Genomic DNA, 22056 nt, shown 5'->3' with positions numbered 1-22056 from the left:
GTTGCCGGAGCCTTTCGCTTTGATCCAGGTCGTCGCCCTTATCGGTGCGTTGTTTCTCGTTGCCCTCAACGGTTTCTTTGTTGCCGCTGAGTTCGGTCTGGTCAAACTGCGGCAGACGCGCGTGCAAAGCCTTGCCGCCAAACACGGCATGCGCGGACGGCTGCTGGGCAAGGTGCACGGCCGCCTCGACGCCTATCTGTCCGCCTGTCAGCTCGGCATTACCCTCGCGTCGCTCGGACTCGGCTGGATCGGCGAGCCCGCCTTCGCGGAACTGCTCACGCCGCTCTTCACGCTGCTCGGCGTGGAATCGGAGAAGCTGATCCACGGCATTTCGCTGTTCTTCGCGTTCTCGTGTATTTCGTTCCTGCATATCGTGGTGGGCGAACTGGCGCCGAAGTCGTTGGCGATTCGTGAGGCGGAGAAGGTTTCGCTCTGGGCCGCTACGCCGTTGTACGGCTTCTACTGGGCCATGTATCCGGCGATCTGGGTGCTCAATACGAGCGCGAATGCCGTGCTCAAACTCGCCGGGCTCGACGCCGATCACGGCCACGACTCGCATTACTCAACCGACGAACTCAAGCTGATCCTGCGCGGCCGCCGCGCCAACGTCGCAACGGAACTGGGTTCGCCGGACGGTGCCTACAGTCAGGACGAGTGGAACACGATCGCGCACTCGCTGGATTTTTCGCGCATGACGGTGTCGGACCTCATGCGTCCGGCCTACGAAATGGTCGGTTTGCGGCGCGATCTGCCGTTGCGCGAAAACATGCAGGTGGTGGCGCGGCATCGCTTCAGCCGCTATCCGCTGTTCGAAGACGCATCGGGCGAACGCGTGGCCGGCATGATCCATTTGAAGGATCTGTTGCTGGCCCGCCATGCGGGCAGCACGCTCGACGATCTCTCCAAATACGCGCGGCCCGTGCAGTACGTGACGCCGGAGATGCCGGCGCTCGAACTGTTTCGCCGCTTCCGCAAAGGTGCGCCGCACTTCGCGCTGGTCGGCCACAAGCGTTCGAAGCCGATCGGGTTCCTGACGCTCGACAATCTGCTCGGCGCACTGGTCGGCCAGATCCACGACGAATTCCGTCAAGGCGACGCCGACTGGACGCGCATGGACGACGGCACCTTGATGGGCAAGGGCAGCTTGCCGGTGGTGTCGCTGGAACGCGCGTTGGGGATCGACATCGACGAAGGCAAGGCCGAATCGGTCGGCGGCCTCGTGATTCAGGCGCTCAACGATCTGCCCACCGAAGGGCAGCGCGTCGAGTTCGACCGCTTCGACGTCGTCGTCAAGAAGATGAAAGGGCCGCGGATCGTGCTCGTGCGCGTCTATCCGAAAACCTTCGATGACGAAGGCGGCTAAGCCGCGATAGCGCTGCAACACGCCACAGGTAGAATTGTCGTCCACACCATCGGGGGCGACATGGGATATCTGTTGGTGCTGTGCGTCGGGTTGCTGGCCGGCACGCTGAGCGGCGTGGTCGGCACCGGCTCGTCGATGATGCTGATGCCCGTTCTCGTGATGCTGTTCGGTCCGCAACAGGCGGTGCCGATCATGGCGATCGCCGCGATCATGGGCAACTTCGGCAAGGTCCTCGCGTGGTGGCGCGAGATCGACTGGCGGGCGTGCGGCGCCTACTGCGTGACCGCCGTGCCGGGCGCGGCACTCGGTGTGCGCACGCTGCTTGCGTTGCCGCCGCACGCGGTCGAAATTGCGTTGGGTTTGTTCTTCGTCGCGATGGTGCCCACGCGGCGCTGGCTCGCGCGCCGGGATATCAAGTTCTCTTTGTGGCAGCTTTCCCTGATCGGCGGCGTGGTGGGTTTTCTCACCGGGATCGTTGTGTCCACCGGGCCGATCACAGTGCCGGTGTTCATGTCTTACGGCCTCGTAAAGGGCGCTTTTCTCGCGACCGAAGCGGCGGGCTCCTTGACCGTCTATGCCGCCAAAGTCGCAGTCTTCAATCATTTCGGCGCATTGCCTTTGCATGTGGTGATCGATGGCTTGATCACCGGCTCTGCGCTCATGGTCGGCTCGTTTGCCGCGCGGCTGATTGTGGTTCGTATGAGCCCCTCGACCTTCAAACTGGTCGTCGACGGCTTGATGTTGTCTTCGGGACTTTCACTGTTGTGGGCAGCGGGACGCTAGGTTAGCCGACGGAAGCCTGAAACACGTCATCAGCGCTTCCCTTGATTCTTCACATCCTGATTGTACAAAGGGCGCGTGTGGCGGGACACGAAGAGCAGAGCACTTCAGCGGAATAACGCCTCATTCCGACCAGGTCCATAAAAAAGGCGGTCAGAGCACATACGCTCCAACCGCCTTCGCCCAGAAGATCAAGAGGATCAACTACGCGGCACGCCGTCCTCCACCAACACAGCGATCGGCATCGCGCCGAGCGCATCGCGCAGATACAGCAGACCGTTTTCATCGACCTTCGGCGCAGCGGGACTCAGCCAGTCGAACAGCGCTCGCGCGGATAGATCGGACGGCATCTCCAGCGCCGTGTCCTCCCATTTCGCGGGATCGACCATCGGCAAATCGCCATCGTCGCCGAGCAAGCCGGCCGCGAGCCGGCTCGCTATCACCACGGCCCACGCATTGCCATGCCGCCGCGCAAACGCGATTACACTCGACGCGTGCTTCCCGCGCACGGCGAGCGGCAAATACTCGCTCTGGCTCAGCAACTCCGGCAAATGCGCTCGCAACGCGAGCACGCGCTGCACTACCGCGAGCTTCACGCGTCCATCGCGCCAGCTCGGCAGGAATTCCGACGGCGGCGTCTGTACGAGCCACGCCTCGCGCTTGGCGAAATCGACGGGTCTGCGGTTGTCCGGATCGACCAGACTGAAGTCCCACAACTCGGTGCCCTGATAAAGATCGGGAATCCCAGGCGATGCCAGCCGCAACACGGTTTGTTGCAAGCTATTGAGCGCGCCGGCGCGGCCGATTCTCGTGACGAACGCGGACAACGCCTTCAGGAAGCCGTCACGCCGCTGCGGTGCGAGGATGTCGAACAGGAAATCGCGACAGGCGGCCTCGTACCCTTCGTCGGGCGCGAGCCAGTTGGTTTGCAGTTTGGCTTCGCGCAGCGCCTTCAATTGCCATTGCGCGACGCGCTCGGCCAGTTCCTTCACGCCGGCTTCATCGTCTGGTTGCAAATCCGGCGGCCAGCAGCCCACTAGTGTTTGATAGAGCATTGCTTCGGCGGCGGGGCCGGGCGCCCATTGGTAGGTCGTGTCCTGGCCGACGCTAATGACGGGTTTGCCATCGAACGCGCGACGATGCGGCGCATTCAACGTGGACCACGCGCGCAACGTCGCGCTCCAGTCCTGCGCGATCTCGCTCAACACAGCGAGCCGCGCGCGCACGTCTTCGCCACGTTTGTGATCGTGCGTGGCCGTTGCGAGCATCGCGTGCGGGAAGTGCTGCGAACGCTCCAGATTCGCCGCGTGAAACGCCTCGACCGACAGCGCGAACTCGCCCGGGTCCGAGCCGACTTCATTGCGCGACAACAGCCGGCCATAGCGATAGCACGCCGTATCTTCGACCGCCTTTGCGGCAACCGGCGCGGTCAGTTGTGAAAACAGCGTCTGCGCGGTGCGTCGCGCGGAACCGGCATGGCTTGGCGGTGTGCCGTTCTGGCCTTGTTGCTGTGGTGCGCCGCTTCGTCCGGGCGGCGGTTCTTCCGCGCTACCGCCGAGCCACGCATTCACGCGATCGAGCGCGACAAGATCCGCGCGCGAAAGCGTCCGTCGCGCGCCCTCCAAAGCCTGCTCGAAATAAACGTTATCCGCCGCGCTACGCAGACCGTTCTGCGGATAGATTCGATACACCGGAAAATGCACGACCAGTTCGGTCAACACACGCCGCAGCGTAGTGAAGGTGAAATCGCGCGTGGTCAGCGAATCGCGGGCAATGCGATGCAACGCGCGCGCCGCGCGGTCGAGCTCCGCCGACAGGTTTTCCGCGAGAATCTTGCGGCGCGCGATTAGCGCTTCGTCTGCAAAACGGGGGCTGCGGCCGGTCAGTTCGGCCCACGTTTGCGCGAGCGGTTCGGCGCCCGCCGGATCGTGCAGCAACGCGCCGACGTCGCTCATGAAATCGTAGCCGGTCGTGCCGTCCACGGGCCAATCGTCGCGCAGCGGTTCGCCGCGGCCGAGAATCTTTTCGACCACCACATACGGCGCGGTATCGCGCAGTTCCGTGAGACGCTGACGCAAACGCTGACAGTATTCACGCGGCTCGGCGAGGCCGTCGACGTGATCGATCCGCAAGCCGTCCACCACGCCTTCCTGGTACAGACGGAAAGGCAGCGCATGCACGGCCTCGAACACTTCGGGCCGTTCCACGCGCACACCGGCGAGCGTGGAGATGTCGAAGAACCGCCGCCAGTTCACCTCGTCGGACGCGGTGCGCCACCACGCCAGGCGGAAGTGCTGCCGCTCGATCAGCCGATGCAGTCGGTCACGCGTCACCGGATCGTCAGGGGCATACGCCTGCAGCGCGATTTCGATCGCCGAGGCACCGTTTTGTGCGACGAACTCGCGCAGCATGTCGCGGCCTTCGGCGGCGCGCGGATGATCGGTCGGTTGCGTCGTGAGTCCGTGGAAGCGCTCGGCGAGCGCGTTGAGATCGGCGCGGTCGGCGCTTTGCAGAATCGACGCGTAATCGGTTGGGCACACGGGAAACACGTGCGGCCCGTAGCCGATATAAAAGCGCCCGATGTCGGCCGCGAAATGCAGCGCGATGCGGCCTGCCGCGAGTTCCTCGCCGTACGGCGCGCCGAGTGTGGGCACCAGCACCTTGCCGCGCAAGGCGGGATCGGGCGAATGCCAGTCCACGTCGAAGTGCCGCGCATAAGCGCTATGACGGCCCCATTCGAGGATGTCGAGCCACCACGCGTTGCTCGATCCGCCGACGCCCATATGATTGGGCACGGTGTCGATGATCAGCCCCATGTTATGCGCACGCAGTTTATCGACGAGGCGCTTCAGGCTCGCCTCGCCGCCGCACTCGGCGCTGACCTGAGTGTAGTCGACGGTGTCGTAGCCGTGCATCGAGCCCGGTTCGGCCGTCGTAATCGGCGACGCGTACACGTGGCTGATGCCGAGCGCGGCGAAGTAATCGACGTGCTTCGCGGCATCGTCGAAGGTGAAGCCTCGGTGGAACTGGAGGCGAAGCGTGGAGCGCGGGACGGTCATGGCGTATCAGGCTCCGAAGAAGCGTTGGCGGAAGGAACCGGGGCGGTCGCGGCGCGGCGCGCGCGATCGACCGCGAGCAGCCGGTCGCAGAAAGTGTCGTCCTCGAACAGTTCGTCGATCGGCACGTTCACGCGGCGCCGCCAGTTCGGATGCTCGTCGATCGAGCCGGGCAGATTCGGCTGCTCGACTTGCGCGAGCAGATCCTCGAGCGGAAACGTGACCAGCGGGCCGGGCGTCGCGGCCACGAAGGCGAGCGCTTCGTCCACGGGCGCGCGGTCGGGCGGCGGCGCCGCGACGTCGGGCGCGGCCACGCCCGCTTGCTGGAACGCGCGCCACAACTCGGCGCGGTCTTGCGCGCGCACTTCCTGGGCCGCTTCCTCCGGATCGCGGCCGTCAGCGCGCGCCATCGTCTGGCCGATCCTGTTGCGCCACGTGATGTCGCTGCCGCGCCACCAGCCGGCGACCGTCGGCAGATCATGCGTGGTCGTCGTGCCGACCGCATTGCGATCCCAAGCCGAAGGCGGCTTGAATCCTTTGCCGTCGTGCGCGCCCTCGAACCACAGCACGCGAATCCCGGCGATGCCGTGCTCCTCTAGCCGCTCGCGAAAACCGGGCGGCACGGTGCCGAGATCTTCGCCGATCACGATCGCGCGATGCCGCCACGATTCGAGCGCGATCAAACGCAGCAGGTCTTCGAGCGGGTAGCGCAAATAAGCGCCGTTACGCGCGCTTTCGCCTTCTGGTACGAGCCACAGCCGCCGCAAGCCGAGAATGTGATCGATGCGGATGCCGCCGGCATGCGCGAACGCCGCGCGCAACATGTCGATGAAAGCGGAAAAGCCCTGCGTGCGCATGGCGCGCGGCGAGAACGTGGTGAGTCCCCACGCCTGGCCGGCCTGGTTGAACAGATCCGGCGGCGCGCCGACCGATACGCCTTGCAGCATGTCGTCGCGATACGACCATGCATGGCTGCCGGCGCTATCGCATCCCACCGCGAGATCGGCGATCAGGCCGACGGCCATGCCGGCATCGCGCGCCGCATGTTGTGCGTGCGACAAACCCTTGGCGGCGAGCCATTGCAGAAACAGATGAAAATCGACCTCATGACGATTGGCCTCGGCGAAGGCTTCGACTTCCGGGCTGCGCGGATCGCGCAATGCCTCGGGCCAGTTGCGCCAATGTCCGTTGCCGCCTTCTTGCGAGAGTTGCGCCGCCTGCAGCGCTTCGAAACGCGCGTGATCTTCGAGCGCGCGCCCGGCGCGTTCGCAGAAGCCGTGAAATTCCAGCGCGCGCGGCGTGTGCTGCACGCGTTCGTGCGTGCAGAAATGCTCGTACAGCGTGCGCAAGACTTTCAGCTTCAGCACGACCGCGTTCGGCCAGTCGATCAGCGGCAAGCGTTCGAGTTTCGACCATGTGTCGCCGGCCTGTGCGGCTTCGAGCGCGGCATGGGCCGCATCCGCGCCGAACACGGCGGCGGGATCGATATGCGTGACGTTCAACCACAAACGCGACGACGGCGAATATGGACTGAAGCGCTCCGGCTCCGCGCTGAACATCGCATGAGTCGGGCTGACGGCGAGCGCATGCGCGCCACGCTTCGCACTTCCGACGGCGATTTGCGCAAGCGCCGAATAGTCGCCGATGCCGCCGTCGCCGGTGCGGCGCAAGCCGTATAACTGCGCGGCGATGCCCCACAGCGGCGGCGTGGTCCTGTTGTCGCCGGTGTCATCGTCGTTGTGCAGCGTGCGCCAGGCGTCGGCGACCGTATAGCAGCGCGGCGGCGCCACGGCCAGCGTCACGCGTTGATCGTTGATCACGAGCGTGTGATAGCCGGCCTCGTCGATCGGTGCGAGCAACGCTTCCTCACCTTTGGGCGCCGTAAACCTGCCGTCGATGATCGAGCCGCTTTCAAGCTCGATCCGATAATGGATGCCGGATTTGATCGCCGCGACGTGCAAGGCAATGCCGCGCCCGACTTCCGCGGTCATCAGCGGCGGAAGTTTGCGGCCCGACAATTCTGCTTCCAGCGCGGCAGTGCTTTGGCGGATTTGCGTGGCGTTGCCGCACGGCAAACCCATCCGCTCGAGCAGCACGGCGAGTGTGGTCTCAGGCACATGCTGCGTCGTATGGTGCGCGTCCTGCCACTCCACCTCGAAGCCGGCGCGCGAGGCGAGAGTGACGATCGTGTTGTTAGGGCGTCGGGTAGTCACGCGTGGCGCTCCTGTTGGCCCGCAATGCGAGCATCGTGGCCGATGGCGTAGTCGCAGACGTCGCCGGTCAGCCACGCGACGAACGTGTACGGCGGCAACACCTTGACGTCGATCTGTTCGCGCACGCGTGGCGGCGTTTCGAAAATCACCTTGCCGGCCGGAATTTCGGCGCACGCCACGTTCTCTTTCGAGAGATTCAGCGCGACAGATAACGTCTCGCCGTCGCAGAGCTTCCAGCGCGCGATCAGCGCATTGGCGTCGCCGCCATTCGCCGCGGTCAGCACGATCACGCCGCACGACTTGCTATGTTGCAGGCGCGGGGTAATCAGTTTGGCGCGCACAGCGAGCGCGGATTTGTAGAAGTGCATCCAGTCGAGGCGATCTTTCGCTTCATCGCCTTCGTGATTCGGCGCTGTGTGCGACGCCGCCGGCGACGATGCCGCGAACGTCTTCACGTCGTTCGGATCGGGAATCTGCGCGCGGCGTTTCTCGTCGCTGAACGAGGAAAAGCGCGCGAATTCGCGGCGCCGTCCTTCGCGGACCGCGTCGGCGAGATCGCCGGCGTAGTCGGTGAAGAACAGGAAGGGTCGAGTGGAGCCGTACTCCTCGTCCATGAAGAGCAGCGGGATTTGCGGCGACAACAGAAGCAGGCCGGTGGCGGCGCGCAACGCGTCGTCCGAGGTCAGTTTGCGCAGCCGCTCGCCGAACGCGCGGTTGCCGATCTGATCGTGGTTCTGCAGGAACATCACGAACGAAGTGGGCGGCAGATGACCGCTCGCTTCGCCGCGCGGCTTGCCGTCGTGTATCGGCGAAGGGTCGCCCTGATAGGTGAAGCCTTCCGACAGCACGCGCGCGAGACGGCGGATCGGCTGGTCTTCGTACGCGTGGTAATAGCCTTCCGTTTCGCCGGTCAGCAGCACGTGCAAGGTGTTGTGCGCGTCGTCGTTCCATTGCGCGTCGAAATGCGTTTCCAGCAGGCTCGCGCTGTTGTGCTCGTTTTCCAGCACCAGATGCACGTGCCGGCCGTGCTGCACTTTGGCACGGATATGATCGGACAATTCGCGCAGCCACGCGTGGTTGTCGATAGCGTGCACCGCGTCGAAACGCAGTCCGTCGAGACGATATTCGTTGATCCAGTAGACGGCGTTATCCGTGAAGAAGTCGCTCACTTCGCTGCGCTCGAAATCGATCGCCGGGCCCCACGGCGTGTGCGTGCCTTCGCGGAAAAATGAGCGGGCGTACTGGTGCAGATAGTTGCCGTCCGGGCCGAAGTGGTTATAGACCACGTCGAGAAACACCATGAGGCCGAGACCGTGCGCGGCATCGACCAGCGCTTTCAGATCTTCTGGGCGGCCGTAGGCGGAATCGGGCGCATACGGCAACACGCCGTCGTAGCCCCAATTGTGCTTGCCGGGGAAGTCGTTCAACGGCATCAGTTCGATGGCGGTGACGCCGAGCGCGGCGAGTTCCGGCAGGCGCTTCTGCACACCCGCATAACCGCCCATTGCGCCGACGTGCAACTCGTACAACACCGTTTCTTCCCAAGGCCGGCCATGCCAGTTCGTGTGTTCCCAACGGTACGCGCGCGGATCGATGACTTCGCTCGGCCCATGCACGTCTTGCGGCTGAAAGCGCGATGCCGGATCGGGCACCGCATGCTCGCCATCCAACCGGAAGCGGTACAGCGTGCCCGCGCCGCCGTCGACGCTTGCTTCGAACCAGCCGTTACCGGCGGGCGTCATATCGTGCGTGCCTTGGGCAGGGCCGTTTTCGATTTCCACCTGGACGTGTTGGCAGGAAGGCGCCCAAAAGCGAAACCGCGTGCGCGGCTTCGTGCCCGTCGCGCCTAGCAACTGCGCGCCGAACGGCAAACAGTGCGCGTGATGATGCGCATGAGGATCAATCGGACTTTCGGACATGATTCGTCACCATTCAGTTTTGCTTTCGAGCCGCGTGTTATGCGTCGCTCGCGGCGCCGCTACCCCTAAGTAGTCGGCGACATATCGCTACTGGGCGGATGCGCACCAGGATCGGGCGGAAGTGCAGTCAACAGCCGCGGTCCGTGCTGCGCGCCGGCCTTCCAGCCCGCCTGCCAATCCGCTTCGCCCACCGGCTGCGCAGCCAGCATCACGAGGCTATGCGCGGCCACTTCGACCTCTCCAACCGCCAGCCGATGCGGCGTGCTCTCCGGCTCAGCAGTGTCTAACAGCACGTGCCATTCCAGGTGCGGGGCGGGCGGCGTAAAACGCAGTGTTTCCTCGTTGGCGTTGAGCATCATCAACAATACTTCTGTTTCGCCGTTTAAGCCTGGACCCGCGCGCCGCAGCGTGAACGCGCGGCCTTCGGGATCCTGCCAGGCCTCGATGGTGAGCGGGTCGCCGTGCTCGTCGAACCAGCCCACGTCGAACAGGCCGGGCAACACTTCACGATCGCCGAATAGAAAGCGCGTTTCGCGCAACAGCGGATGTTGCTTGCGCAGCGCGATCACGCGCGCGACGAACGCGGTCATCTGCTGCCCGTCCGGCGATTCAGCGCGTTCCCAGTCGAGCCATGAAATTTCGTTGTCCTGGCAGTACGCGTTGTTGTTGCCGTTCTGCGTGCGCAGCGATTCGTCGCCGGCCAGCACCATCGGCGTGCCGAGCGCCATCAGCAGCGTGGCGATCAGCGAGCGCGCCACGCGTTTGCGCGTGGCGAGAATCGCGGGGTCGTCGCTCGGGCCTTCCACGCCCCAGTTGCGGCTGCAGTTCTCGTTGTGGCCATCGTTGTTGTCTTCGCGATTGGCTTCGTTGTGCTTCTGCTCGTAAGCGGTGACATCCGCTAACGTAAAACCGTCATGCGACGTGACGAAATTGACCGACGCCCACGGCTTCCTGAAACGTCGATTGAACAGATCGGCCGAGCCGGTCAGACGCGCGGCGAGATCGGGCCGCAAACCGGCGTCGCCGCGCCAGAAACGGCGCACGGTGTCGCGGAAACGGTCGTTCCATTCGCCAAAACCCGGCGGATGATTGCCTAGCTGATAACCGCCCGGTCCGATATCCCAAGGCTCGGAAATCAGCTTGCGTTGCGACAGGATCGGGTCCTGGCGCAACGCGTCGAAGAAACCGGAGCCAGGGTCGAAACCGTGCTGCTCACGGCCGAGCGTAACGCCGAGATCGAAACGGAAGCCGTCGATGTTGAAAGCGGTCGACCAGTAGCGCAGCGAATCCATCACCATTTGCAGCACACGCGGATGCGGCAGATTCACCGTGTTGCCGCAGCCTGTGTCGTTGATATGGTGACGCTCGTCGCCGGGAATGAGGCGGTAGTAGCTGGCATTGTCGAGGCCGCGCCACGACACCGTTGGCCCCATCTCGTTGCCTTCGCAGGTGTGGTTGTAGACCACGTCGAGAATCACTTCGATGCCGGCCGCGTGCAACTGACGCACGGCGATGCGCATTTCGTCGAGCCGGTGCGTGCTCAGATACGACGGCTCCGGTGCGAAAAATGCCGCCGTGTTGTAGCCCCAGTAGTTGCGCAGCCCGCGTTCCACCAGGAAGCGGTCGTTGAGAAACGCATGCACGGGCAGCAATTCGACGGCGGTCACGCCGAGTTTCAGCAAATGCTCGATGAACTCCGGCGAAGCCAGCGCCGCGAACGTGCCGCGTTCGTGCTGACGCAAATCGGCGCGCAACATCGAGGCGCCGCGCACATGCGTTTCGTAGACGATGGTTTCGCCCCACGGCACATTCGGGCGCTTGTCGTGCGACCAGTCGAACGCTTCGTCGATCACCACGCACTTCGGCATGGCGGGCGCCGAATCGCGCCGGTCGATAGAAAGGTCAGCGCGATTCGAATGCACGCGATAACCGAACAGCGCATCCGACCAGCGAAACTGTCCGACCAGTTTGCGCGCGTACGGATCGAGCAGCAGCTTGTGCGGGTTGAAGCGATGCCCATGCTGCGGCTGATACGGCCCGTGCGCGCGAAACCCGTAAGCGGTGCCCGGATGCGCGTTGGGCAGGTAGCCGTGCCAGACTTCGTCGGTGCATTCGGGCAGTGTGAAGCGGCGGATTTCCTTGCGGCCGGTCGGATCGAACAGGCAAAGCTCGATTTTTTGCGCGTTCGCCGAAAACACCGCAAAGTTGACGCCGAGGCCATCCCAGCTGGCGCCGAGCGGATACGGCGAACCGGGCAGAAGCCGGTCGGGCATTGCATGCGACATGATTCCCCTTCCTTGTTCTGATTGTTGAACGCTGTCGTGGGTCTTCATGCAACGAGCGCGCGGCGCGAAGATTTCGCACGCCGCGCGCTCGCTTCACAGCACCTCCATCAATCCGCGCGCAATACGATCGTCGCAAGCGGCGGCAGCGTCAGTGAAGCGGAATGTGGCCAGCCATGGCTCGATTGGGAGTCGGTGTGAATCACGCCGCCGTTGCCCATGTTCGAGCCGCCATACACGCCGGCGTCCGTATTGAGCACTTCCGACCAGCGTCCGCCGCGCGGCATGCCGATCCGGTAACCCACCCGCGGCACCGGCGTCATATTGCACACTACGACGAGTTCGCGGCCCGCGCCATCGGTGCGGCGATAGGCGAACACGCTGTTGCCGCTGTCGTCGCCGATCAGCCATTCAAAGCCGCCCGGCTCGCAATCGAGCAGATACAGCGCGGGCTCTTCGCTGTACAGCCGGTTCAGGTCGCGCACCAGCTTCTGCACGCCGTGATGGTTCGAATCGTCGAGCAGATGCCAATGCGGCGACGTATCGTGATCGAACTCCGCCATCTGGCCGAATTCGCCGCCCATGAACAGCAGCTTCTTGCCGGGATGCGTCCACATGAAACCGAAGTACGCGCGCAGGTTGGCGAACTTCTGCCACCTGTCGCCGGGCATCTTGCCGAGCAGCGACCCCTTGCCGTGCACTACTTCATCGTGCGAGAGCGGCAGCACGAAGCGCTCCGAATACGCGTACACCATGCCGAACGTCAGCATGTGGTGATGGTATTGGCGGTAGACCGGATCTTCTTCCATGTAGTGCAGCGTGTCGTGCATCCAGCCCATGTTCCACTTGAACTGGAAACCGAGGCCACCGTCTTCGACACGCGCCGTCACGCCCGGCCACGCGGTCGATTCCTCGGCGATCGTGATTGCGCCCGGCGCGCCCGGCACGTAGCCGACTTCGTGATTCAGGCGCTTGAGGAACGCAATCGATTCGAGGTTCTCGCGGCCGCCGTAAATGTTCGGCACCCACTCGCCAGCGGCGCGCGAATAGTCGCGGTACAGCATCGATGCGACCGCATCCACGCGCAACCCGTCGACGTGATAGCGCTTCAACCACGCCAGCCCTGATGCGACCAGGAACGCGCTCACCTCGTTGCGGCCGAGGTTGTAGATCATCGTGTTCCAATCCTGGTGATAGCCTTCGCGCGGATCGGCGTGCTCGTAGAGCGGCGTGCCGTCGAAGTCGATCAGGCCATGCGCGTCGTTCGGAAAGTGCGCCGGCACCCAGTCGAGAATCACGCCGAGTCCGGCTTCGTGCGCCTTGTCGACGAATCTTGCGAACTGTTCGGGTTTGCCGAAGCGCGCCGACGGCGCGAACTGCCCAAGCGGCTGATAGCCCCACGATCCGCCGAACGGATGCTCCGCAATCGGCATGAACTCCACGTGAGTGAAGCCCATGCTTTTCACGTACGGAATCATCCGCTCCGCGAGTTCATCCCAGTCGAGTCCGCGCTGACCTTGTTCCGCGACGCGCAGCCAGGACTCGGCATGCGCTTCGTAGATCGAGATTGGCGAACGCGGCGTCTGCTTGCTGGCGCGTGACTGGATCCATTCGTGATCGGTCCACGGAAACTGCTCGATTTCGTCGACATGCGCAACGATCGACGCGGTGCCCGGCGGCTTTTCCGTTTGCATCGCGCACGGATCGGCCTTCAGGGGCAGCGGATGACCGTCGCGCGAGAGCAGCTCGTATTTGTAGCGCGTGCCTGGACCGACGCGCGGCACGAACAATTCCCACACGCCGGCCTGATGCCGCAGCCGCATCGGATGACGGCGGCCGTCCCACGCATTGAAGTCGCCCACCACCGAAACGCGCCGCGCGTTCGGCGCCCACACGGCGAAGCGCACGCCCGGCACGCCGTGGAATTCCATCGGATGGGCGCCGAGGCATTCGAGCACCGCGTACGGATCGCCGCCGGCGAGCCGGCCGAGCGGCTCGTCGCCGAGAACCGGACCGAACGAATATGTGTCCTCGATTTCCTGCACCACGCCATGCCAGTCGATGCGCAAACGGTACGGCGCCGCGGCCGTGACGCGGCCTGCAAAGAGGCCCGGCCGCAACTGTTCGAGCTCGCCGAGCAACGCACCGTCGGCGCGGGAAATCACGCTGACGTGCGCGGCGTTCGGCAACAGTGCGCGCACCACCGGCCCCGCGTTCGTCTGATGCAGCCCGAGCTGTGAGAAAGGATCGGGGTGGCGCGCTTCGACGAGCGCGTCGATCTCGAGCGGTTGAAGGCCTACGGCCGGATCATGCTCACTCATAGTCGCCCTCGGCCGGGTTAGGCGGCGTGGCGGCGCCTGGCGCCTGGGTTGAAGAATCGTGGCCGTGTGCGCCGGTGTCGCCGAGCAAACGGCTGGCGAGCGCGGCGAGGCCGCGTACCGGCAAGCTGAGCCACGTCGGGCGGTTGGCCGCTTCATAACGGATTTCGTAGGCGGCTTTTTCGATCAGGAACAGATCGAGCAAGGCCTGTTCGGCTTCGGGCGCGACGAGCGGCGTCGACGCTTGCGCGGCAGCCGCGCGGTACTCGCTGAGGAACGTCTCGGTGGCATACGCGCGGAAACGGTCGAACAGCGTGCGCTTGCGATCGGCGGTCTGTTGCGGCGCGGCCTCCGTGGTGGACTGCGCAGCGGCGCTTGCGTACGACAGCGAGCGCATCAGGCCAGCCACGTCACGCAGCGGGCTCGACTTCTGACGACGTTCTTCGAGCGTGCGTGCCGGCTCGCCTTCGAAGTCGATCAGATACGCGTCGCCTTGCGCGACCAGCACCTGGCCGAGGTGGAAGTCGCCGTGAATGCGAATGCGCAGCGCGCCCGCGTCGGCGGAAACCAGCTTGTCGACGACGGCCACCAGTTCCTTGCGACGGTCGATCAGGCTTTGCGCCAGCGCCTTGGTTTCCGGATCGCTCATCTGCTCGATGCGCGGCGCGAGCAGATCGAGCGCGCTGGCGAGCATCGCCTGCGTGCCGTCCACCCATGCCTTCACCTGCTCCGCGCTGGCGGGTTCCGGCGCGAACGCCGGGTCGTCCGTCGGCGAGGCGAGCGTCACGTGCAATTCGCCCAGCCGTCTGCCAATGATGCCGGCCAACGTGCTGTAGCCTTCCACCAGAATCGCCTCGTTGGTGCGGTCCGACGCCGATTGCGATTCGGTATCGACGGCGATCGCGAGTTCGTCCACGGAGCGGCGCAGATAGTCGAGCGACCAGTTCCACGCGTCGCCCTGATTCTCGATATAGCCTTGCAGAATACACAGCGTATGCGGCACGCCTTCGGGATCGACGCGCACCACTTCGCCATATAGCGGCGCGGTATTCGCGTAACCCAATTGCGTCAGGTAGCGACTGATTTCGGCTTCCGGATGGACGCCGCTCACGAGGCGGCGCACCAGTTTCAGCACGACTGCATCGGCGATGATCAACGAACTGTTGCTCTGTTCCGCCGCGAGCCAGCGGATCTCCGGCCGTTCGCCGAGCCCCTCGAGTTCGGCGAAACGCTCAGTCGGCAGAAACTTGATTTCGCTCTTCTGCACGGTCGGCACCACGGCGCGTTCGCGCAGCTTGCGCATCACGCCATGCGCGAAGATCGGCAACGCAAAGGCGTCCGTCAGATGTCCCACGTTGCGGCCGCGCCGCACGCGCGCGAAGGCCAGTTGCTTGAACAACGGGAAAGTCGTTTCGCCGCCCCACGTAATGGCGATCGGCACCACGTAGCGTTCGGTGTGACCACCCACGTCCGCCTCGATTTCGGTGAAAGCGAAACCGCCGTGCGGAATCGTGGTCAACGCCGCGAGCCGCACCGCATTGAGCTTCTGATCCTTCGACGCAAACCAGCGGCGCCGGCTCAGCCACGAAGGCAGCACTTCCGATTCGAGCAGGCGTACGTTCTCCGGCGTCGGACCGACCTGGCCTTCGCGGATCACGATCGTCACGAATTCCGGCAGCGACTCCGAATGGGCCTGTGCCCACGTCGGACGCTGGCTGCCCTCACACAGCAGGAACCACAGGAAGCCGTACGGCGGGAACGTCAACAGATACGTCAGTTGGCCGATGGCGGGGAACACGGAATCGGCGGTCATTTCGATCGGCACCGAGCCGTTGAACTCGGACAGATCGAGCTCCACCGCTTGCGGCGCGCGCGACAGATTCGCCACGCACAGGATCGGCGGCTCGCCAGGCATTTCGCGCAGATACGCGAGGATCTTGCGGTTTTCCGGCTTCAGGAAACGGATCGTGCCGCGCCCGAACGTCTGTTTCGCGCGGCGCGTGGCGAGCATGCGCCGGGTCCAGTTCAGCAGCGAATGCGGGTCGCGGCTTTGTGCTTCCACATTCACTGCGTCGAAACCGTACAGTGAGCCCATGACCGGCGGCAGCACCAGTTGCTCAGGATCGGCGCGCGAAAATCCGCCGTTGCGATCCGACGACCACTGCATCGGCGTGCGCACGCCGTCGCGATCGCCGAGGTGGATGTTGTCGCCCATGCCCAGTTCGTCTCCGTAATAGATCACGGGCGTGCCCGGCATGGAGAGCAGCAGCGAATTGATCAGTTCGATACGGCGGCGGTCGCGCTCCATCAGCGGCGCGAGGCGGCGGCGAATGCCGAGATTCAGCCGCGCGCGGCGATCGCTCGCGTAGGTGTTCCACAAATAGTCACGCTCGGAATCCGTGACCATCTCCAGCGTCAATTCGTCGTGATTGCGCAGGAAAATCGCCCACTGGTTCGTTTCGGCGAGGTCCGGCGTTTGCCGCATGATGTCGGTGATCGGGAAGCGGTCTTCGCTCGCTATCGACATGTAGATGCGCGGCATCAGCGGAAAGTGGAATGCCATGTGGCATTCGTCTTCATCGCCGAAGTATTCCTTCACGTCTTCCGGCCACTGGTTGGCTTCGGCGAGCAGCATCCGGTTCGGATACTCGGCGTCGATAGTGGCGCGAATCTTCTTGAGCACCTCGTGCGTTTCCGGCAGATTCTCGTTGTTCGTGCCCTCACGTTCCACCAGATATGGCACCGCGTCGAGCCGTAGCCCGTCGATGCCCATATCGAGCCAGAAGCGCATGACCTGCAGCACTTCCTTCAGCACGGCCGGATTGTCGAAATTCAGGTCGGGCTGATGCGAGTAGAAACGGTGCCAGTAATACGCGCCCGCCACGGGATCGTGCGTCCAGTTGGACGGCTCCGAGTCGATAAAGATGATCCGCGTTTCCTGGTATTTCTGATCGGTGTTGGACCACACGTAGTAGTTGCGGTGATTCGAACCCGGCTTCGCGCGGCGCGCGCGCTGAAACCAGGGGTGCTGATCCGACGTGTGGTTGATCACCAGTTCTGTGATCACGCGAATGCCGCGTGCGTGTGCTTCCTGAATGAAGCGCTTCACGTCGGCGATCTGACCGTAGTCGGGGTGCACGTTGCGGTAGTCGGCGATGTCGTAGCCGTCGTCGCGCCGCGGCGATGGATAAAACGGCAGCAGCCAGATCGCGTTCACACCGAGCTCGGCAATGTAGTCGAGCTTCGCGATCAGCCCGGGAAAATCGCCGACGCCGTCGTTGTTCGCATCGAAGAACGACTTGATGTGCACCTGATAAATGATCGCGTCTTTGTACCAGAGCGGATCGTCGCTCAAGGCCGCCGGTTTGCCGCGCCGATTCGTGCGCGGCTTGGCCGTGTTGCCAGGGGCATTGCCCACCGGTGACTGTGTCGTGCTTTGAGCCGGGTCGTCACGCTTCATGTCGCACCTTCCGTTGAGGTTGGGTTGCCAGCGTCTGCGTGATAGTCGCTGTCGGCTTCATCCGGCCGTTCGGCGGGCAGGCCGCCGAGCGGCGCGATGCGCCAGATCGAGAACGGCTGGCCCGACCCGAGCTGGACGTGCTGCCAGCGGCCGTGCCATTCGAAGCGCGCGCCGGTCATCTGGTCGGTGACTTCCAGCGGGCCGTGGTCGTGCAGATTCCATTTCTGGAAAGTCTCCCACGACAATTCGATATCCGCGCCCTGTTCGTTGAACGGGTCGAGATTGATCGCGACGAGGATCACGTTGTCGCGCGATTCGGTCGCCTTCTCGAAGAATAGGATGTGATCGTTGTGCGCGGGCAGGAACGTCAGTCCGAGATGCGTTTGCAGCGCCGGGTTCGCACGGCGAATCCGGTTCAGCGCAGTGATCTCGCCGACGATGTTGCCGGGCCGGTTCCAGTCCCACGCGCGCAACTGGTACTTCTCGGAGTCGAGATATTCCTCGCTGTTCGGCAGCGCGGCGGCCTCGCATAGCTCGAAACCGCTGTACACGCCCCACAAACCGGCCAGCGTCGAGGCGAGCGCGGCGCGAATCAGAAAGCCCGTGCGCCCTTGCGATTGCAGGTGCCGTGGGTTGATATCCGGCGTATTGACGAAGAAGTTCGGCCGGTACGAATCACGCGCGCCGGTTTGCGTGAGTTCGGTCATGTACTCGATGAAGTCGCGCTTGGATTCCCGCCACGTGAAGTACGTGTACGACTGCGAGAAGCCGATCTTGCCGAGCCGGTTCATCATGCGCGGCCGGGTGAAGGCTTCGGCGAGGAAGATCGTGTCGGGATAGCGCGCCCGCACGTCGCCGATCACCCACTCCCAGAACGGCAGCGGCTTGGTGTGCGGATTGTCGATGCGGAAAATGTGCACGCCCGCTTCGATCCAGAACAGGAACACGTCGCGCAGCGCGAGCCATAAATCGGGCTTGGCGTCGTGCGCATAGAAGTCGGGATTGACGATGTCCTGATACTTCTTCGGCGGATTCTCCGCGTAGCGCAGCGTGCCGTCGGGGCGCCACGCGAACCACGTCGGATGCTCCTTGAGCCACGGGTGATCCGGCGAGCATTGCACCGCGAAGTCGAGCGCGATTTCGAGGCCATGCGCGTGCGCGGCGGCAAGCATCGTCTTGAAGTCGTCGAGCGTGCCGAGTTGCGGATGCACGGCTGTGTGCCCGCCTTCGACCCCGCCGATCGCATACGGACTGCCGACGTCGCCCGGCTGCGCGTTCAGCGTGTTATTGCGGCCTTTGCGATTCGCCACGCCGATGGGGTGAATCGGCGGGAAATACAGCACGTCGAAGCCCATGTCGCGAATGCGCGGCAGCTTCGTCGTGACATCGGCGAAGGTGCCGTGGCGCGATTCGTCGTCGCTCATCGACCGCGGGAAGATTTCGTACCAGCTGGCGAAGCGCGCGGCGGTGCGGTCGGCGTCGATCTTGTAGATGACCGGATCGCGGCTCAGGAACGGCCGGTGGCGCGCGGCGGTCATCGCTTTCGCGGTGGTCGGCGCGAGCAGCAGCGCGAGCTTGGTTTCCGGGTCGGCCTTGGTGAACACCTTGACGATATGTTCGAGCGGTTCGGTGACCGCGCCTTCCGCGGTTTCGACCTCGGCGAGCACCAGTGCGAACAGATGCGACGCCTCGTCCAGTTCGAGTTCGACGGTCTGTCCCGCCTTCAGCTTCTTCTGGACGTGCTCGACCAGCGAAGCGAAGTCGTCGCGCCAGGCGATCACGGTGAATTCGTGCCGGCCGAGGCGTTCGAGCGGAATGCGCGCCTTCCAGATGTCGAGGCCGGCGGGTTGGGCCGGTTCCATCAACACTTCGTGCCAGGCGGTTTCGTCGGCGGCGCGCCAGATCACGGCGGCGGCGATCTTGTCGTGACCTTCGGCGAAGATCGCGGCGGTGATTTCGGCGCGTTCGCCCACGCTGCGCTTGGCCGCGAAGCGGCCGTTGTCGACCGAAGGCGTCACGCTCTCGATCGCCACGCGCGGCGCGCTTAGCGCCTCGATCACGGTCTTGCGGCCGCTGCGCTTGCTGTTCGCCTTGTCGATGGGTGGCGCGAGACGGATCGGCTTCTCCGTGACCGCGCGGAACAGTCCGACCGCGCCGGGCGCGAGCGTGAACGATGTCAGCGTAACGGGTGAGGCGCTGGCGGGCGCATCGAGCGGCACGAAGCGTGTGAAGTTGCCCGGCACGCCCGCCAGGAAGCGCGCGGGGTCGACGCGTACCGGTGCGCCGAGTTCGGGATTGATCGCGATCAAAATCGCTTCGTCGGCCTCGCGCAGGTCGGGCTGGTCGGCGCGCAGCAACACCGCCGCGGGTGCGCCGGGCCCGCTGAGCGGGCGCAATTCACCGTTGGCGTGCAGCGTCTTCGTATTGCGCGACACCTGGTTGGCGTGCGTGATGCGTTCCGAGAGATCGAAATGCTTCGCCTGGACCGCGAGGGCGAACTGCGAAGCATCGCCGCGCGTTTGCGACATCGGCTCGGTGATGCCGTATTCGAAACCCATTGGCATCATCCAGCCCGTACCGATGGCGGCCGACGTGAACAACGCGCGCCGGTAGGCCCGCTCGACGATGGCGGCGTCGTGCGAATCGCTCAACTCGGCGGCGAGGCGGGTACCGTAAGGCGCTTCGGGAAACGCGATCGGCGCGCCGATGCACGCGAGCGCGGCATGTTCCTCGACCATCCAGCTTGCGCGAAAGTCCCACCAGCGCACCGACGAGAACACGCTGTCGAAGCCGGCGCCTTGCAGGCCGAGCAGATCGCCGCGAGCGAGGCCGGGCGTGGCGGCGAGAAAACGCACCTCGGGATGCTGCGCGCGGACCGCGTCGCCCAATTGCCGCCAGACGGCGGCCGGCACGCGATGCGGCGAATCGAACCGGAAGCCGCCCACGCCCGCCTCGGCGAGCGCCAGCAACTGCTGCGTCCACCAGCCGACTAACGCGGCGCTGCTGCCGGCGTCGTTGAAGTTGGCATACGCGACGTTGTCCTCGCGATGCACGTGGCGGGGGTCGAGCCGCGCCTCTTCAGACTCGAATGGGTGGAACCAGTCGGCATGTTCGGCGTACAGCGCGCCATCGGCGGCCATCCGGTCGATCACCAGATCGACCAGCAAGGTCAGGCCGTTCTGACTGGCGGCGCTCGCGAGCGTGCGTATCGCCTCGCTGGCGGGCTGCTGGGTCTCGAATACCGGATGCAGGCGGGCGTGGTTGCCGACCACCTGTCCGTGGCCGGCTCGTCCAGGCGCGAAGAGGCTGCCGATCAGCGCGTGATCGAAGCCCAGCGCGGCTGCATGCGCGAACTGCGCAGGCCATGCATCGAGCGGCCCAACCAGAAGTGAATGAAAAAAGTAAATCCGCGGCGCGTACCCGTTTCGAGGTTCCATCGATCGTTTCCAGATTCGTCCTGCTGCGGTGTGGATGCAAGTGGCATGCGATCACAGCGCTCATTGGGCTTCCAGAGCCGGATACCGCGCGATGCGTCAAGCGAAGGCGCGTACTGGTCAATGTAGTGCAAAGATCGTCACGCCGCTGGCCAGTAAAGGGTGCTTTGACGCCAGGCGTCGATTGCACGGCCGGCCAGATCGATTTGGAAGACGCAGCAAACGCTGTGCCAGTGCGGCTCGGACGGCAGCGATGGAGGGGTGAGCGTACGCACTGCAGCAAGCTTCGGAGGCAAGTGCGAAAGAAGGCGCGAGGCGCCAAGACCCGTCGCACGTACGGCCGCCGCCGTGTAAAACGGGCGGCCTCGGTCCGGGATTTACACGTGGCGCGTCAGGGACGGGGCGATGCCCGCAAAGGCGGAGTCTTATTCGGCGAGCGTATTCGTGAGAGGCTTTGTGTCGACAGTATTACGAAGAACCGAGCAAGCCCGCCGCGATGTTCACGCACAAACCCAGGACCGCCACGTTGAAGTAGAACGACAGGACGGATTGCGCGAGCGCGGCGCGGCGAATCGAACGCGAGCGCAGCACCACGTCAGAGGTTTGCGACGCCACGGCGATGGTGAACGAGAAATACAGGAAGTCCCAGTAGTCCGGCTGGAGCGCATGGTCGGGAAATAGCAGCGGCGTTTCCTTTGCGTCGGTGTCGTAGTAAATTCGCGCGTAGTGCAGCGTGAAGATGGTCGGGATCAAGAACCATGCGCCGAACATCGTGAGCCCCGTCAGCGCGTAGTGCCAGACGGTGGAGGCGCCGGCTGTCCCCTTGGCCGAGGCCAGTTCCAGCACGATGGCGGCAATGCTCGCAATGGTGGCCACGCAGATCACCATCAGCACCACGCCGGCGTTCTCATCGTCGCGACGGGCGAATTCGCGCACGCGGCCTTCGTCGGCAACGGCCATGTGCACCCAGATCATCGCCAGATAGCTCCAGATGGCCGCGTCCCAACCGGCCAGCACGCGGACCATCGGGCGTGTGTGGGCGGGCACGGCCAGCGCGGCGACGATGCCGAGCGCAAGGCCGACCAGCATGCGCGGTCGATTGCGAAGAACCTGTGGATAGTATTTTGTGAGCATGGAATGTAGGGTGTGGGGCGCTCGCTGTCGCGGATTCTACCCGCGCCTGGACCACCATTTGTCGAATGGGCGGGTCACAGGCTATAGTCTTTCGCAA

The 22056-nt window shown here is 64.3% G+C and carries 10 protein-coding genes; 2 read left to right on the top strand and 8 right to left on the bottom strand.

Features of this window, described 5'->3' with window-relative positions:
• Positions 1-19: 19 nt before the first annotated feature.
• Both P0D73_RS11690 and P0D73_RS11685 read left to right on the top strand, forming a co-directional pair.
• Entirely contained in the window at positions 20-1363 is a 1344-nt protein-coding gene (locus tag P0D73_RS11690) for a hemolysin family protein (RefSeq protein ID WP_132383654.1), read from the top strand.
• Between the two features lie 60 nt (positions 1364-1423).
• Entirely contained in the window at positions 1424-2146 is a 723-nt protein-coding gene (locus P0D73_RS11685) for a sulfite exporter TauE/SafE family protein (protein WP_132383656.1), read from the top strand.
• A 197-nt stretch (positions 2147-2343) separates the two neighbouring features.
• On the opposite strand, the gene treY is transcribed toward P0D73_RS11685, so the two are convergent.
• The 8 genes from treY to P0D73_RS11645 all read right to left on the bottom strand — a co-directional run bounded on the left by treY (position 2344) and on the right by P0D73_RS11645 (position 21959).
• Positions 2344-5202 carry a malto-oligosyltrehalose synthase gene (gene treY, locus P0D73_RS11680; protein WP_408431428.1) on the bottom strand — a complete coding sequence of 953 codons (2859 nt, stop codon included), beginning with the start codon at positions 5200-5202 and terminating at the stop codon, positions 2344-2346.
• Positions 5199-7412, bottom strand: coding sequence for a 4-alpha-glucanotransferase (malQ, locus tag P0D73_RS11675; RefSeq protein ID WP_408431426.1), 2214 nt, complete (start codon positions 7410-7412; stop codon positions 5199-5201). The genes treY and malQ overlap by 4 nt, the downstream gene beginning before the upstream one ends.
• Complete coding sequence (gene treZ, locus P0D73_RS11670) at positions 7409-9331, bottom strand: malto-oligosyltrehalose trehalohydrolase (RefSeq protein WP_408285027.1); 1923 nt, start codon at positions 9329-9331, stop codon at positions 7409-7411. The genes malQ and treZ overlap by 4 nt, the downstream gene beginning before the upstream one ends.
• A 65-nt stretch (positions 9332-9396) precedes the next feature.
• Positions 9397-11616, bottom strand: a complete 2220-nt coding sequence (gene glgX / locus P0D73_RS11665) for a glycogen debranching protein GlgX (protein ID WP_132383664.1) — start codon at positions 11614-11616, stop codon at positions 9397-9399.
• Between the two features lie 107 nt (positions 11617-11723).
• Positions 11724-13934, bottom strand: a complete 2211-nt coding sequence (gene glgB / locus P0D73_RS11660; protein WP_132383666.1) for a 1,4-alpha-glucan branching protein GlgB — start codon at positions 13932-13934, stop codon at positions 11724-11726.
• Complete coding sequence (treS, locus tag P0D73_RS11655; RefSeq protein WP_408431424.1) at positions 13927-17391, bottom strand: maltose alpha-D-glucosyltransferase; 3465 nt, start codon at positions 17389-17391, stop codon at positions 13927-13929. The genes glgB and treS overlap by 8 nt, the downstream gene beginning before the upstream one ends.
• Complete coding sequence (locus P0D73_RS11650; RefSeq protein WP_408431422.1) at positions 17388-20828, bottom strand: alpha-1,4-glucan--maltose-1-phosphate maltosyltransferase; 3441 nt, start codon at positions 20826-20828, stop codon at positions 17388-17390. Before P0D73_RS11650 ends, treS begins: the two co-directional genes overlap by 4 nt.
• Before the next feature lie 465 nt (positions 20829-21293).
• Positions 21294-21959 carry a DUF1345 domain-containing protein gene (locus P0D73_RS11645; protein ID WP_408431420.1) on the bottom strand — a complete coding sequence of 222 codons (666 nt, stop codon included), beginning with the start codon at positions 21957-21959 and terminating at the stop codon, positions 21294-21296.
• Positions 21960-22056: the final 97 nt, after the last annotated feature.

It is taken from the genome of Paraburkholderia sp. RL18-101-BIB-B, assembly GCF_046026985.1.
Taxonomy (GTDB): Bacteria; Pseudomonadota; Gammaproteobacteria; order Burkholderiales; family Burkholderiaceae; genus Paraburkholderia.
Note: the sequence above shows the minus strand (reverse complement) of the source record. Positions and strands in the feature narration are given on the sequence as shown.